The 14,175-nt window shown below is 58.8% G+C and carries 20 protein-coding genes and 1 tRNA gene; 12 read left to right on the top strand and 9 right to left on the bottom strand.

Annotation, left to right across the window (positions count from 1 at the left end):
• The first annotated feature begins 460 nt into the window (after positions 1 to 460).
• Entirely contained in the window at positions 461 to 652 is a 192-nt protein-coding gene (locus DXY02_RS12080) for a hypothetical protein (RefSeq protein WP_137024361.1), read from the top strand.
• 246 nt (positions 653 to 898) lie between these two features.
• On the opposite strand, the gene DXY02_RS02395 is transcribed toward DXY02_RS12080, so the two are convergent.
• On the bottom strand, positions 899 to 1,510 hold the full coding sequence (locus DXY02_RS02395; RefSeq protein ID WP_114987848.1) for a site-specific integrase: 612 nt from the start codon (positions 1,508 to 1,510) through the stop codon (positions 899 to 901).
• A gap of 599 nt (positions 1,511 to 2,109) precedes the next feature.
• On the opposite strand from DXY02_RS02395, the gene DXY02_RS02390 reads away from it, so the two are divergent.
• Positions 2,110 to 2,574: a hypothetical protein gene (locus DXY02_RS02390; protein ID WP_114987847.1), complete on the top strand. Its 465-nt coding sequence runs from the start codon at positions 2,110 to 2,112 to the stop codon at positions 2,572 to 2,574.
• A complete protein-coding gene (locus DXY02_RS12075) occupies positions 2,571 to 3,014 on the top strand; it encodes a hypothetical protein (protein WP_137024359.1) in 444 nt (147 codons plus the stop codon). The genes DXY02_RS02390 and DXY02_RS12075 overlap by 4 nt, the downstream gene beginning before the upstream one ends.
• Before the next feature lie 71 nt (positions 3,015 to 3,085).
• Here the strand turns inward: DXY02_RS12075 and DXY02_RS02380 are convergent, their stop codons facing one another.
• From DXY02_RS02380 to DXY02_RS02370, 4 genes are all read right to left on the bottom strand, one after another.
• On the bottom strand, positions 3,086 to 3,556 hold the full coding sequence (locus DXY02_RS02380; protein WP_114987845.1) for a hypothetical protein: 471 nt from the start codon (positions 3,554 to 3,556) through the stop codon (positions 3,086 to 3,088).
• A gap of 319 nt (positions 3,557 to 3,875) precedes the next feature.
• Positions 3,876 to 5,027, bottom strand: coding sequence for an NAD(P)-binding protein (locus DXY02_RS02375; RefSeq protein WP_114987844.1), 1,152 nt, complete (start codon positions 5,025 to 5,027; stop codon positions 3,876 to 3,878).
• Positions 5,028 to 5,051: 24 nt separating this feature from the next.
• Positions 5,052 to 5,225 carry a hypothetical protein gene (locus tag DXY02_RS12370; RefSeq protein WP_170951449.1) on the bottom strand — a complete coding sequence of 58 codons (174 nt, stop codon included), beginning with the start codon at positions 5,223 to 5,225 and terminating at the stop codon, positions 5,052 to 5,054.
• 13 nt (positions 5,226 to 5,238) lie between these two features.
• Positions 5,239 to 5,310, bottom strand: a tRNA-Lys gene (locus tag DXY02_RS02370).
• A gap of 79 nt (positions 5,311 to 5,389) precedes the next feature.
• On the opposite strand from DXY02_RS02370, the gene DXY02_RS02365 reads away from it, so the two are divergent.
• From DXY02_RS02365 to DXY02_RS02335, 7 genes are all read left to right on the top strand, one after another.
• Positions 5,390 to 5,902: a gamma carbonic anhydrase family protein gene (locus DXY02_RS02365; protein ID WP_114987843.1), complete on the top strand. Its 513-nt coding sequence runs from the start codon at positions 5,390 to 5,392 to the stop codon at positions 5,900 to 5,902.
• Positions 5,903 to 6,095: 193 nt separating this feature from the next.
• Positions 6,096 to 6,218 carry a photosystem II protein Y gene (locus DXY02_RS12365; RefSeq protein WP_025362202.1) on the top strand — a complete coding sequence of 41 codons (123 nt, stop codon included), beginning with the start codon at positions 6,096 to 6,098 and terminating at the stop codon, positions 6,216 to 6,218.
• A gap of 47 nt (positions 6,219 to 6,265) precedes the next feature.
• Positions 6,266 to 7,636 (top strand): FADH(2)-oxidizing methylenetetrahydrofolate--tRNA-(uracil(54)-C(5))-methyltransferase TrmFO, encoded by a 1,371-nt coding sequence (gene trmFO, locus DXY02_RS02355; RefSeq protein WP_114987842.1) that lies wholly within the window; start codon positions 6,266 to 6,268, stop codon positions 7,634 to 7,636.
• Positions 7,633 to 8,598, top strand: a complete 966-nt coding sequence (locus DXY02_RS02350; protein ID WP_114987841.1) for a cation transporter — start codon at positions 7,633 to 7,635, stop codon at positions 8,596 to 8,598. The genes trmFO and DXY02_RS02350 overlap by 4 nt, the downstream gene beginning before the upstream one ends.
• A gap of 24 nt (positions 8,599 to 8,622) precedes the next feature.
• A complete protein-coding gene (crtH, locus tag DXY02_RS02345; RefSeq protein ID WP_114987840.1) occupies positions 8,623 to 10,188 on the top strand; it encodes a carotenoid isomerase in 1,566 nt (521 codons plus the stop codon).
• A gap of 35 nt (positions 10,189 to 10,223) precedes the next feature.
• Entirely contained in the window at positions 10,224 to 10,508 is a 285-nt protein-coding gene (locus DXY02_RS02340) for a hypothetical protein (protein ID WP_114987839.1), read from the top strand.
• On the top strand, positions 10,505 to 11,059 hold the full coding sequence (locus DXY02_RS02335) for a hypothetical protein (RefSeq protein WP_114987838.1): 555 nt from the start codon (positions 10,505 to 10,507) through the stop codon (positions 11,057 to 11,059). The genes DXY02_RS02340 and DXY02_RS02335 overlap by 4 nt, the downstream gene beginning before the upstream one ends.
• A gap of 78 nt (positions 11,060 to 11,137) precedes the next feature.
• Here DXY02_RS02335 and DXY02_RS02330 read toward each other — a convergent pair whose 3' ends face one another.
• The gene (locus tag DXY02_RS02330) at positions 11,138 to 11,407 is read right to left on the bottom strand and encodes a hypothetical protein (RefSeq protein ID WP_137024357.1); all 270 of its coding nucleotides are present in this window, start codon (positions 11,405 to 11,407) and stop codon (positions 11,138 to 11,140) included.
• 782 nt (positions 11,408 to 12,189) lie between these two features.
• Between DXY02_RS02330 and DXY02_RS12360 the strand changes: the two genes are divergently transcribed.
• Positions 12,190 to 12,345, top strand: a complete 156-nt coding sequence (locus DXY02_RS12360) for a hypothetical protein (RefSeq protein WP_170951448.1) — start codon at positions 12,190 to 12,192, stop codon at positions 12,343 to 12,345.
• A 99-nt stretch (positions 12,346 to 12,444) separates the two neighbouring features.
• On the opposite strand, the gene DXY02_RS02325 is transcribed toward DXY02_RS12360, so the two are convergent.
• Positions 12,445 to 13,212 (bottom strand): response regulator transcription factor, encoded by a 768-nt coding sequence (locus tag DXY02_RS02325; RefSeq protein ID WP_114987836.1) that lies wholly within the window; start codon positions 13,210 to 13,212, stop codon positions 12,445 to 12,447.
• 74 nt (positions 13,213 to 13,286) lie between these two features.
• Between DXY02_RS02325 and DXY02_RS02320 the strand changes: the two genes are divergently transcribed.
• On the top strand, positions 13,287 to 13,559 hold the full coding sequence (locus tag DXY02_RS02320) for a DUF6761 family protein (RefSeq protein WP_114987835.1): 273 nt from the start codon (positions 13,287 to 13,289) through the stop codon (positions 13,557 to 13,559).
• A 1-nt stretch (position 13,560) separates the two neighbouring features.
• Here DXY02_RS02320 and grxD read toward each other — a convergent pair whose 3' ends face one another.
• The gene (gene grxD / locus DXY02_RS02315) at positions 13,561 to 13,884 is read right to left on the bottom strand and encodes a Grx4 family monothiol glutaredoxin (RefSeq protein ID WP_006851683.1); all 324 of its coding nucleotides are present in this window, start codon (positions 13,882 to 13,884) and stop codon (positions 13,561 to 13,563) included.
• 19 nt (positions 13,885 to 13,903) lie between these two features.
• Positions 13,904 to 14,152 (bottom strand): BolA family protein, encoded by a 249-nt coding sequence (locus DXY02_RS02310; protein ID WP_114987834.1) that lies wholly within the window; start codon positions 14,150 to 14,152, stop codon positions 13,904 to 13,906.
• Positions 14,153 to 14,175: the final 23 nt, after the last annotated feature.

Raw genomic sequence — 14,175 nt, 5'->3', positions numbered from 1 at the left:
TCGACATCGTTCTTGCTCGGACAAAAGCTCTGAGCTCTGTCTTGAAGCAGAAGTCCTGAACCCATTGACCCGGGCTTGCTTCTCGATGGATGCAATACACGGCAACGTTGGTTTACCTAACTTCGTGCTAACACAGCCCGGACATGTCCGACAACACCCGGACACTATTGACCGTTTCGCTGAAAAGCCCTGCGGTGGCTACCTCTGGACATCTCGGACACTGTTCACACTCCTTTTTATGAGAGAGGAAAAGTAAAAGAGTTGAGGAGCTGTTTAATCACCAACGCCACCCAGGGTTGAACGAACACCGAAATGATGATGTCCGGGTTGTCCGGAACGTCCGGGCGTAGTTATTGCAAGGGATTTCAGCGATAATGGAATTGACCCGCATGATGTCCGGGACACCTTTGACGCAGTTTTTCGCCATTTAGACGGCGGCGCTTTTCTCACAGAAAAAACCATGAGTCAGTACCGCGACCTGATGGCGTTACAGCGCCAGGTAGACCGTCTTCAACGGGTTAAGAAGCCACCCACTCTGAGGATGGTGCGCATCTTTGACGAGTCACGTCCTGAAGAGCCGATTGGTGAATACACCCTGACCTACAAGATTGAACCGCCGTTGGACTGGCACAAAAAAACAGCTCAAGACTGAGCAGGCTTGTGCCGCCAACGCTCTAGCCGCCGTAATTCCACAATTTCTAGCCGTCTTCTGTTGGTTTCGATCTCAGCTTCACGCGCTAATTGTTCAAGTTGAGCATTTGCGCGTTTTTGGTGTTGAGAAGATACAAAAGACATTGGAAATAGGCAATTACATGCGCAGAACCTAAAAACCGCGAGAAATTGATGCGTGAAAGTGTTACCCAACTACACCCATTCATGTAGTTAGGTAACGGCCCATTCATAGGGTATTGATGGCAGCCCGTCTCTGCTTTGGCGTACAGCCGAGATAGCGCGAAAGGACATCCAAGCTTTGGTGACCAGAGACTTCCATGATGTGGCGCAGTGGTGTTCCGGCATCAGCCAGCTTGGTAAGCGAGCTTCGGCGCATTGAATGTGAACTCGCGCCTTTAATGGCGAGTTCTTCCAATGTTCGCCGTAATACCCGGTCGTAACTTTGCCGTTTCATGTGGGTTGCAAAGCCAAGACCGGGAAACAGGAAATGATCTGCCCCGGGCAGGGCTCCTTGTGCAATATCCACACGTTCATGAATTGGTTTGCCGTTTAGTCGGTAGTCCGACCATTCGGTTCGCCACTGATCTAAGGCGCAACTCAAGCGAGGATGAATGTCTACTTCTCTGGTCTTGCCGGACTTTGTGATTGATCCTGGGAAGACGACCACACCATTGGCGATGTAGCCCCAGCGCAGAGCTAAGCACTCGGAAATCCGACAAGCGGTGTACCGAGTGAGTAAGCAAGCGATCCGATGTGGACCTGCTGGCATCGCTGCTGCTAACTGGTCGAGCTGTACGTCATCGAGTATCTGGGCTTGTCCAGATCGATTGACCTTCATAAGCAAACAGATTGTCGAGGTTCAGAGCCTGTCTCCGAGGAGACTGTGCTCATTTGTGTATTAGAGCAGCAGTTGAACCCAGATTGTTGCTTATGGCGTACTAATTAGTATCAGCGTTTTTCGCAATCATGCGAGATAGCAATCATGAATACTGTTATCACTGATGTGTATTGTTTGCGATTAGGTTAATCAGTATACTTGTTATCAGTAGTTGCAATAGATGGGGGTAGGGTTGCAACTTTTGCTTATGTAATCGTCGCGCGGGGAACTTACTTAAACAGCATACATAGGCGAGAGAGTAATCGCAACCCTTGGGACACCCCAAGGTTTATTTAGTTCTATACTTTGAGAAGAGTTGATAACTCTATGGGTGATGATGACTGGAATCTAGATGCTGACACCTGGAGGATTATGAGCCGCTGCAACTCAGCAGCTCGAATGATCTTCCCGTACAGCACATCTAGCCAAGATGCTTGGTCATTAATGGCCTTTCGAAAGTGGCAGACCCAGGGTGTCCCACCCGAAGTTTTGAGAGATCAACGCTGCCCACAAATAAAAGAGCTGCATACTCTCCGCCCACCAAATCTGCGTAACTTCTGATGACCGACAACCTCCAAGACTTTGTAAGCACCTTCCAGAACTTGTTTCCTGGTGTGCAGGTACCCCCGATGCCAAAGAAACCGGGTGAATTGGGTCTGAGTGCAGAAATGGCTATCAGGCAAAGCAACCCGCAGCTTTGGCAGCGATTGTTTGGCGGCCAAGGTGCACCACTTCCAGCTGACATCCAGCAACGGTTGCTGAATGGTCAGGTCTTTCCCGAAGACGCAGCTGCTCTTCGTGCTGCACACATGGATGCGTATGCAGCAGAAGCAGATCAGCACCGTCAAACGATCATTGATCGTGCTCGTGAGGCCACCAGGGCTCGTGAGAAAGCGATCTACGAACAGCAGGTTCAGCGATCGAATGAATTCCGATCAATGGGTCTGCTTGGTCGTATGGCTGCTTCACCCGTTAGTGAGCGCGCAGCAGCTCAAGCAAGAGCCGCTTGGGGCATCTCTGAATGACAGAGACCCCAACTAAAGAAGGTCGGGGTAGACCTGCAATCGAAACGCGAGAGCTTCCTCCCGACATTCGAATTGCAATACAAGCGCGCAGCCAGGGCCTCACTTGGAAAGCAGCAGCAGATCGTGCCGGTACAACTGCAACTCGCGTCAGAGGGTTTATGCAGCGGCACCCAGACGCGAAAGCGTGTCTGGATGGCTGTCTGCAAGACCAACTGGATCAGAGCCACTCGATCCTGATTGAGGCAGCACCCGAAGCAGCTCAATGTCTTATCGACATCATTCGCGACGGGCGCTGTAAGCCGTACTCAAAGATCGAAGCGGTCAAAACCCTTTTCGCGATTGTCGAGAAGGGCAAGACCGAACGAGAGGTTGCTGATGCGTTGAAGAGCCTCAAAGACCAGCTGACTGCTCTTGAGGGTGGTCCGGTTTATGACGTTTGAGCCAAAAGCCATGACCCTCGAAGAGGCTCAACACCGCAACCATTGCGGCTGGTTCGTCCCTCAACTAACCATCAGGAGTCCCCAAAGTCGCAGACGGCGTCGTCGTAGACATCAATGTGAGGCCACTCAGGCTCTTGAACTGGCATCTCCTTATCCAGGATCAACGCAGCCATTGCCGTAATCGTTTGATCGGTCGGCAGCAAATAGTCGTCAGGCTCAAAATCGCGCCCCATTAGGGCTTCCCATGCCTCACGTGTCATCTGCGGATCATCAGTGTGACCCCACTGACCACGACCTTTGAGGATTTCCTCTTTCGCGATGAAAGAGAAACTCAGTGTGTGTTGGTGAGTCATGAAGGCTGCGGCAATGCGCCGGATCGCCTCAATCTCCCGTTCATACGCAAGTTTCATGAACATGAGTTTGCGGCGAGAGAGCTTGCCGTTGAGGCAGTACTCCGTTGTGACAGAGCCAAGATCCCACTCGTTTTGTGGGCGAGTAGGCCATTCGACAGCAGTGGTCTGCTGCTTCTGAGAGTTGGTCATTGTTCAGTTGGTATTACGCAAAAACCATCCACACGCCGAAGCGGCTTTGGCTGGATCGGTTAATTGCTTTGCAAGTACCAGACCACGCCGAAGCGGGATTGCGTCCAGTGCTGAAAAGTTAGCAGCACTGTCAAACCCCACCAGGGCTGTTTGCTTCAGACAAGCAAGCGCGCTGAAAAGCACTTGTCACTCGCTGTCACTCGCTTGAGTTGTCGAGGTGCTCAGAAACCTTGCGGTAACTGCGTTCGGGCTTGGGACTTTTGGAGCTCCCAAAGCAAGCGCGCTACCAAACTGCGCCACTCCCCGGCGCATACAGAGATTAGCGGTCAGCGTGCAGCCGTTCAGCCAGGTTGACGCCGCTGCTGATCGCTCCCTCCGCTCGGCCGAAGCCAGTCCCTGCGATCCAGTCGCCACAGAACCCCACGGCGCTGGTGGGGCACCACTGCAGTTCTTGTGGCAAGGGGTTGTTGAGGGGCCGTGAGGCGCCCCAGCGCATCACACCCAACGGCGTCGCCTGGTTCAACGCAGCTGAAACAACCGGCAGGGCTTGCAGAAGTTCGGGCAACAGCTCCTCCAGGCGCTGTTGCTCCTGAGCCAGCAGGTGCCCCTGGCTTTCGGGCGTGATTGCTTCCCCGGAATCCAATCCATGCACCACAAGCCCCCAGCGACCATCGCTTTGGGGCTGCAGCACGATGCGTTCCACCTTCCAGCGCGCCTTGGCGTCGTCGTCCAACCAGATCTGAGCGGGTAGCTCCTCAACGTTGAGCGCGAGCATGCCCAGATCCACCATCAGGTTCCAGCGCACATCAGCTTGGCTGTGTTGCAGCAGGCTCAGTGTCTTGTCGAGGTCGTCATCCACGCCTTCTGTAACGGCTGTGCGCAGGGGGACGTCATCCCAGGCGAGCATCTTCAGTGAGCGGGGATGGGCCAGCAGGGTTCCACTGAGCACAAGGCGTTTGGCCCTGAGGCTCCAGGTTCGATCCTCGTTCTCCAGCAGCCAATGGTCCTTGCGGCGCTCCAGCCAGCGCACACGGGTTTCGAACTGACGGCTCAGTTGCGCGGTGCCAGCCGTATCGAGAAGCGCCTCGCAGATGCTGGCCATGCTGGGAACACCATGCCACCAGCCACCATTTGGCAAGGCGTCTGGGCTAGTGGCAGGCGACAAACCGGCTTCGATATCGAGCGAAAGCACAGCTCGATCGTCCCGCTGAAGCACACCCTCTTCCCGCAACGGCTTCAGCAGTGAATCCATCCCCTTAGGCATGGATTCACTGAGGTTGAACCCAGGTGCTCCATGGTTGAGCAGCCAGCCACGTTGGCCGCGTCTTCTGCGGGTGGCCGTGCGTCCACCTGGCCCCCGGCCGGCCTCGATCAAAGCGATGTTGAGATCGGATCCCAGCTGCTGGAGCCGGCCAATCAGGCTGCAGCCAGCAAGCCCTGCACCGATAACGGCGAGATCAACCTCAGCCACGTCTGCTGGTGCCTCTTCCGCCGATCACATCCAGTAGCGCTCTGCGGCCACTCGAGAAAACAAACCACCCAGCAATGCCAGAAGAATCGTGACGCCAAAGAATGCGAAATACGCCATCCGAAATGTTGGCCTGATCAGAAATTCACGGCTTTCTAACAGCCGCTCGGTCGTCGGATCGGTTGAGTCACGAGACGACATCAAATCGTGGATATGGGTCGCCTGAGATTCGAACTCAGGACCAGCCGGTTAAAAGCCGGATGCTCTACCGCTGAGCTAGCGACCCGTGCCCGCTTGGGCATGCCAATTCGGCACCAAATGAGGTTATCACTCAGGTCGCCGGGGAGACTGGTGGCTGCTGAACCATGGCCATGACTGGCTCCAAGCCCTGGCTCGATCCCCAGATTGATGCCAACGCCTGGGTTGCTGAATCCGCCGTCGTGATTGGCAATGTGCAGATGGCAGCGGGCAGCAGCCTCTGGCCCACGGCCGTTGCGCGCGGCGATCTCGAGCAGATCAGCATCGGAGCAGGCAGCAATGTTCAAGACGGTGCCGTGCTCCATGGCGATCCGGGGCAGCCGGTTCGCCTCGGTGCTGATGTCACCGTGGGGCACAGGGCTGTCATTCACGGCGCCACGCTCGAGGATGGATGCCTGGTGGGCATTGGGGCCATCGTTCTCAATGGCGTCACCGTCGGTGCGGGCGCCCTGGTGGCGGCTGGTTCTGTTGTCACCAAGGATGTGCCTCCCGGAACCCTGGTGATGGGCGCGCCAGCGGCGGTGAAGCGGGAGTTATCGCCTGAGGCGATTGATCAACAGCGCTGCCATGCCCGGCGCTACGCGCAATTGGCGGCCTCCCACGCCCAGATCAGGCCTTGAACACACTCCTTTGATTGCTGCGAATTCGATCAGCTTTCCAGGAAGGTCGTGGGATCAACGGAGAAGTCCGTAAGATCGGCAACACAGATTTCCGTTTTCAAGAATGGTCCGAGTTGCCATCGGTCTGGTCCTCATCCTGGTGATCGTCGGTTACTCGGCCTTCAGCGTGATCACCACGGGCCAGGTTCTGGGTATTGATGCACGCCTATTCCTGGTGGTTGCCCCGATCCTGGCCGCCGTCAGCTGGGCTGCTTTCAACATCGGCCGTGCGGCTGTGGGTCAGCTGCAGCTGATGCTCAAGCGAAGCCGCGCCTGATCCAGGCAAGCGAGCTTCGTAGGCTGAAGGCTGCTTGATGCAGCCGGTTGTCTCAATCTCCCCATGTCATCGTTCTTGGTGCCGGTCTGGCAGGTACTGAGGCGGCCTGGCAGATCGCCCGAGCAGGGGTTGCGGTGACTCTGGTGGAGATGCGCCCAATTCGACGCTCCCCTGCGCACCACAGCAGTGATTTCGCTGAATTGGTGTGCAGCAACAGCTTTGGCGCTCTGAGCAGCGACCGTGCCGCAGGTTTGCTGCAGGAGGAACTACGTAGACTTGGCTCTTTGGTGATCGGCACGGCCGACACCCATGCCGTGCCGGCCGGCGGAGCCTTGGCCGTGGATCGCGGTCGCTACAGCGCTGCCCTCACTGAAGCTCTCGACCACCATCCTCTGGTCACGATTGAACGGCGTGAGCAGCAGGCTCTACCGCCGGAGGATGCGATCACCGTTTTGGCGACGGGGCCGCTCACGAGTGAACCGTTGGCGGAGGATCTGCGCCAGTTCACCGGCCGTGCCGACTGCCACTTCTTTGATGCGGCCAGTCCGATCGTGCATGGGGACAGCATCGATCTGTCGGTGGCATTCCGCGCCAGCCGCTACGACAAGGGGGATGCCGACTACATCAACTGTCCGATGGACAAGGAGCAGTACCTGGCGTTCCGCCAGGCCCTGCTGGAGGCGGAACAGGCGGAACTCAAAGACTTCGACAAGAACGACGCCACCTTCTTTGAGGGCTGCCTGCCGATTGAGGAGTTGGCGCGTCGTGGTGAAGACACCATGCGTTATGGCCCCCTGAAGCCGATCGGGCTCTGGGATCCCCGTTGGGGCGATGTGAACGATCGCGATGTGCGCCGCGCCAAGCGCGCCTACGCGGTGGTGCAGCTACGGCAGGAAGACAAGGACGGGCGCCTCTGGAATCTCGTGGGTTTCCAGACGAATCTCAAATGGGGTGAGCAGAAGCGAGTTCTGCAGATGATCCCCGGGCTGGGCCAGGCGGAATTCGTGCGCTTCGGGGTGATGCACCGCAACACCTTCCTGGAGTCGCCGCAGCTGCTGCAGCCCACCCTGCAGTTCCGCCAGCGCCCCAACCTCCTGGCGGCAGGCCAGATCACCGGCACCGAGGGCTATGCCGCCGCCGTGGCCGGTGGCTGGTTGGCCGGCACCAATGCGGCCCGGCTGGCCCTGGGCCTGGAGCCCATTGATTTGCCGGCCACCTGCATGAGTGGAGCCCTCACCCATTTCGTCAGCGAGGCACCAACGGCCAAGTTCCAGCCGATGCCCCCCAACTTCGGTTTGTTGCCGGAGCTGCCGGAACGCATTCGTGACAAGCGAGCGCGCTATGGCGCCTACCGCGATCGTGCCCTGCAGGACTTGGAGCCGATGCGGGCCCTCCAACCCCAGACCGTGACGGCATGACATCCCCTGTGGAGGCTCGCCGGATCGAACAGCGCTCGCTGCGCTTCGGTGTTGGAGCCAACGCAGTGATGGCCCTGGCTGGGTTTTCCGCCCATGTGCTCACCGGATCCTCGGCCCTGCTGTTGGACGGCCTTTATTCCGCCGTATTGGTGGGGTCGTCCTTGATTGCCAGTCGCATCAGCCGCAACGTGGTGCGGCCACCGGATCGAGCCTGGCCCTACGGCTACGAAGGCCAGGAAGCCCTGTATGTGCTGTTTCGCTCCCTGGTGCTGCTCGGGGTGATCGGCTTTGGCGTCGGCAGCTCCTGCTCCACCTTGATCGATTGGTGGCGGGGGAACAGCATTGCGCCGCTGCATCTGGAGCCGGTGGCGCTCTACACCTCTTTGATGACGGCGCTGTGTGGACTGCTGGCCTGGCGGCACCGCCGGGATTGGCGCCGCACGGGTCGTGTGTCGCTGCTGCTGCTCACAGAGGCCCGCAATGCCCGGATCGATGCCGTGATCACCCTGGCCACGGGTCTGGCCTTGCTGGCGTCGCCGCTGCTCTTGGCAACGCCGTTGTCTGTCCTTGCGCCGATCACCGATGCCCTGCTGGTGCTGGCGGTGAGCCTGGCCTTGCTGCGCGAACCGCTGGCGGCGCTGCGGGATGCCATGGTCCAGGCCGCGGGCTGTGCTGCTGACCCGGATGTGCTCCAGCGCACCCGCATGGTGTTGATGCAGGAGCTGGTGGGGCTTCAGCTGCAGATGATGGATTTCACGGTGCAGCAGCTCGGCCGCACGGCCTTTGTCGTGGTTTACATCAATCCGCTGCAGCCCCAGGAAAGTCGGGTGATTGATGGGTTGCGCCATCACATCGATGCCCGCTGCAGTGCCGAACTCGGACGTCCGGTGCGCTCTGAGGTGATCCTCACGGTGATGCCGCCGATTCACCGCCAGGATCCAAGGCCGCAGACGGCCACTTAGCGTCACCCCCAAAGAAGCGATGCCATGAGCGAGAACCAGCAGTGGGATGCCGTTGTGATCGGTTCCGGCATCGGTGGTTTGGTCACCGCCAGTCAGTTGGCGGCCAAGGGAGCCAAGACCCTCGTTTTGGAGCAGTATCTGATCCCCGGCGGCAGTGGTGGTGCCTTCAAACGCGAGGGCTACACCTTCGATGTGGGGGCCTCGATGATCTTCGGCTTTGGCAAGAAGGGTTTCACCAACCTGCTCACCCGGGCCCTCGCCGATGTGGGGGAGCACTGCGAGACCATCCCCGACCCCGCCCAGCTCGAGTACCACATGCCGGGTGGGCTGCGCATCGCCGTGGATCGCGACTACGAGCAGTTTATCGCCGATCTCACGGCGCGGTTTCCCCATGAGGCGAAGGGGATCCGCCGCTTCTACGACACCTGCTGGCAGGTGTTCAATTGCCTTGATGCCATGCCGCTTCTCTCGCTGGAGGATCCGGCCTACCTCACCAAGGTGTTCTTTAAGGCACCACTGGCCTGTCTGGGGCTGGCCCGCTGGCTGCCGTTCAACGTCGGTGCGGTGGCCCGCGAACACATCAAGGATGAGCAGCTGCTCAAGTTCATCGATATCGAGTGCTTCTGCTGGTCGGTGATGCCGGCGGATCGCACGCCAATGATCAATGCCGGCATGGTGTTTTCCGATCGGCATGCGGGCGGGATCAACTACCCCAAGGGAGGCGTCGGCGTGATCGCCGAAAAGCTGGTGAAGGGATTGGAACGTCACGGCGGCGCCATTCGCTACAAGGCTCGAGTCACCGAGGTGTTGATCGAGAACGATTTGGCGGTTGGTGTGAAGCTGGCCGATGGCGAGGTCATCCGCGCCAAGCGTGTCATCTCCAATGCAACCCGCTGGGACACCTTCTCAGGATTCTCAGGAGCGGGTGATGAGCAGCGCCGCTCCGGCCAGGCCCTGGTGGATGCCGCCCACACGCCGGGCAAGGAGCAGTTCTGGCGCAAGCGTTATGTGCCTTCCCCTTCGTTCCTTTCGCTGCATCTGGGGGTTCGGGCTGACCTGATTCCGGCCGGCACCCACTGCCATCACCTCCTGCTCGAAGACTGGAACCGGATGGAGGACGAGCAGGGGGTGATCTTCGTGTCGATGCCCTCGCTGCTGGATCCGGATCTGGCCCCGGCCGGGCATCACATCGTTCACACCTTCACGCCCTCATCGATGGAGGCCTGGCAGGGCCTGACCCCCAGCCAGTACCGCAAGAAAAAGGAGGCGGATGCTGCACGGTTGATCCAGCGCCTGGAGGCGATCCTTCCCGGCCTCGCCGATGCCATCACCCACAAGGAAATCGGTACGCCCCGCAGCCACCGGCGTTTTCTGGGTCGCTTTCAGGGCAGCTACGGCCCGATTCCGGCGATGCAATTGCCGGGACTGCTGCCAATGCCGTTCAACCGCACGGGCCTGAAAAACCTCTATTGCGTGGGTGATTCCTGTTTCCCCGGCCAGGGCCTCAACGCTGTGGCCTTCAGTGGGTTTGCCTGTGCCCATCGGGTTGGGGCCGACCTGGGCCTCAATCCCTGGGCGCTGCCGGCCTGATCTTCTTCCTAGCGTGATCGTCTATAGGAGTTGGGATGCCGCCTGAGTTTCAGCCGTCGTCGGACGATCTGGCCCGCTACCTCGAGCAGAGGGGCGAGCTGACCAAGCCCTGGAATCTGCAGATGCTGCGGCTCAAGAAGCTCAAGGAATCCAAGGACTCGATGGATCCTCAGCTCTACCTCGAGAAGGTGCAGGAGGCCCATGCCGATCTGATGCGGCTCGGTCAGTTCTGGAAGGGGCGTGAACAGGAGGTGTTTGGTGGCACCTACCAACCGTCTGAACTGATTGAACCGCTGCCCGGTTCTCCAGACGACCGATGAACGGCATCGAACGTTTCGGGTTATCGCCCCTGATCCGCTTCACCTTGCTCAGCCTGTATGGGGCCTTGGTGCTGCCTTTGCCATTGCTGGCCCCTGCGGAGTCGCGCTGGCTGATGGTGGCAGGGCTGCTGCTGGGCTTGGTGTTGGTGATCGGTCTGTTGAGTGAACGGGTGGAGACCGATGCCGAAGGCATTCAGGTGCGTTACCCCCCCTGGATCCGCTGGTTGCTGCGGCGCGGCTGGTCCATGCGTTGGCAGGACATTCGGGCCCTGGTTCCCGTTGGCACCAGTCAGGGGGGAACGGTGTATTACGTGAAGGCAGTCGATCTGCGCCACCAGCTCCTGCCGCAACGCATCGAGCGCTTCGATCGATTCCTGGAGCTGCTGGCCGCCAACACCCCTGTGTCGACCAAGGGCATCGGCCGACTCACGCCGCCCTGGACGTATCAGCTCTTGGCTGGATTGGCCGTGCTCATGATCGCCGGCGAACTGGTCACGTCTCTGGCGCTGGCCCAGGGCTGGATCAGTTTGCCGGCCGGTTATCCAGGCTGATCAGAGCTGTTTCTTTCAATAGAAAACCCCGCCAGTGCTGACGGGGTGAAATGGCTTGATTTGCTATCGATCGATGGATCAGTAACGGACGCATCCACCACGACAGTAGTAACCGCGAGCACAGGCACCATTGGGACCTGCAACAACACCGCGACCTCTGTAATAGTTCGGTCCGTAGTTGTAATAACCGTGGGGACAGTAGGTGGTGCCGCGATTGATGACGACACCGCCTCCACCATTGTTGATCCAATAAACACCACCTGCCTTGGCTTCGGGAACAGCAGTGATCGCAAGACCAAGGGCAGCGATTGCAGTTCCGATTGCGATTCCGAGAGTTGTGGTTTTCATGATCATTCCTCCATGCTTGATCTGTGGGCTTCAGCCCTGTATTCACACCATCTCCGTTCCAATAGGGAATTAACTCCCTGAGTTGAGGGATTTTTTCAACGGATCGCATCCCTCATCTGGGTATGCAATAAAAACCCCGCCATTGCTGACGGGGTGAAGTGTGTGAGGTTTGGTCGGGAGATGGATGGCGACAATCCGCGCCTCCTGCTTTCCGTTGACGGGTCTTGTATGGCTCTCAGCCTGTTTCAGAGACGCCCTCGGCAGGCATCAGGCTCCCCGACGCCATCGTTCAGGCATCAGCAATCCACTTGCATGTAGGCGATGCTGAGCAATGGAAGCATCCTGTTCTCCTGTCTGAGCACACCATCTCCGTTCCTGTCTGAGAGCAACTCCCCCGTTTGAGGGATTTGTTCACCAGCGCAGCTCCCCCATTCCAGGGACGTCATCCCACCAGCCACTCCCAATCCGGACGTAAAACGCTGTCTCGCTTCAGACCGGTATTGCCGCTTCGATCTCCCAGCCCTCGTTGAGCAGCTCTTCGGCTCGTGTTGGAGCCTCTTCTGAGGCAACATCGATGAGGAGAAATCTCTCTCCCTGGTTGCAATACAGCCTGGTTAATCCGATCACGGCGGGGGCTCCCGGGTGTCGACAGCGCCATGTTGACCCGGCTGCGCTGATCAAGCAATGAAGACGCTCCCGCAAACAACTCTTGATTTTGTCCAGATGTCTGGCGTTGCCATGGGTCGCTCAGACGTTGAAATCGATGCAGTTTTTCCGATCGGATGACAACCGAACTCACCAACCTCCCCTGCGGCACGGTTCAGCTCAAGGTCTGCTCGAATCACCTCTGTGAATTGGGTTGGGTGACCTCGCACCATCTGGTCCCGACCAAAGAGGCTCAGCTGAAGCAGGCCCTGCGTCACCACAAGACGAATTAGGGCTCTTCTGAGGACTTGAGCATCAAGGTTGCTTCGGGGTGGCGTTGATGGACCCTGACCCCAGAATTCCAGTCGCTGACTGGAATGAATTCACTTCATTCAGCTGGCCGGCAGATTGTCGAGGCTGAAGCGGTAGCCCCGCTGACGCACGGTGGTGATTCCACCGCCCTCGCCAAGACCGGCCTGCTCCAGCTTGCGGCGCAGTGTCAACACCTGAGTGTCCACCGAACGGGGGCCACCGCTGAAGGGAGGCCAAGCCATTCGCAGCAGTTCCTGCCGGCTGCGCACCAGACCAGGCGGCATCAAGAGTGCACAAAGCAGGGCAAATTCGCGGGGGCTGAGCTCCACCGGCTGCTCCCGCAGCGTCACCTGGCGGAGGAGCAGATGAACCTCCAGAGGCCCAACGGTGACCCGCTCCTGCAGGCCGCTGTGCCCCCGCTTGAGCAGGGTGCGGCAGCGGGCGGCCAGTTCCTCGAGGCCAAAGGGTTTGCGCAGCACATCGTCTGCACCGTCATCCAGCAGGCCCACCACCGGCTCGGCTCCGGCCCGTGCGGTCAGCACAATCACAGGGCAACGCAGCTGCTCCGCCAAGCGCAGGGCGGAGCTGCGCTCCAGCAGTTCTGCACTCACCAGGAGATCGGGAGACTGTTCCTGACAAACTTCCAAGGCTTCAGCGGCGTTGGCCACTGCTGCGGTGAGATGACCGTCCTGACGCAGCCGCTGCACCAGCACAGTACGCAGGGTGGGGTGCGGCTCGACCACCAACACTCTCGAAGGTTCCTGACCGGTGCTTGCACTTGGCATCACCACCGGATCAGAGCTGGCTGCAGATGCTTCCGCCGTGAGGTCGTGGGGAGTGGAGGTCACTGGATCGGCCCGGGCGCGCCTACGCTAAGCCGAAATTCCTGGCAGGCTGGTAGCAGGGGCTGCTGTTGTATCACATGACATCACTCGACGACCCTGAAGCCATCCGCCATTTCCAATCGCTCTGCGATGCCTGTCAGGAGCTGACGACGAGATATCACACACCGTCGGAGCTGCGGCTGTACTCCGATGGCTACCTGCATGCATTGCGGAAGTCAGGATCGCTTGATCCCCGCTCTCAGCATCGTCTTGAGCAATTGATTGATCGCTGGATCCTGGATCCCTCCAGCTTTATTGGCCCTGACGGGGATGTGAGCACCTTATATATGCGCCATCCCGAGGGCTATTGAGTTAGCTAGCGAGAGCGATTTCCAGCTTTTCGCGAAGTTCTCCGGAGTTGTACATCTCGATCAGGATGTCGGAACCACCGATGAATTCCCCCTTCACGTAGACCTGGGGGATGGTAGGCCAGCTGGAAAATTCTTTGATTCCCTGACGAATCTCTGGATCAGAGAGAACGTCAAATGTCTCGAATGCCACACCGAGGGAGTGCAGGATCTGCACCACATTGTTTGAGAATCCGCACTGGGGCATCAGCTTGGAGCCCTTCATGAATACGAAGATCGGACTGGAAGCGACCAGAGTTTCGATGCGAGCTTTGGTGGAGGGGTCCATCGTTGAGCGTTAGTTGGCGTTAAGCGGACGCAGCGTCCGAAGGGGTTGAGGTGTTGAGGGCGAGGGCGTGAATCGCTTCGCTGGCCAATTCCTGCTGCAGCGCGCCGTACACCATTTGATGCTGACGGATGCGTGAAAGGCCAGCAAAAGCAGACGACACCACCGTCACCTGGAGGTGATCACCGCCACCGGTGAGGTCTTCAACAGTGACGTTGGCGTCAGGAATGACCTGTTGGATCGCGGCTTCAACGGCATCCGGCTGCACCATGGCGGCGGTTGTGCAAAAGAGGA

It is taken from the genome of Synechococcus sp. N19, assembly GCF_900474045.1.
Taxonomy (GTDB): domain Bacteria; phylum Cyanobacteriota; class Cyanobacteriia; order PCC-6307; family Cyanobiaceae; genus Parasynechococcus.
This window is presented reverse-complemented; position numbering and strand designations above follow the sequence as displayed.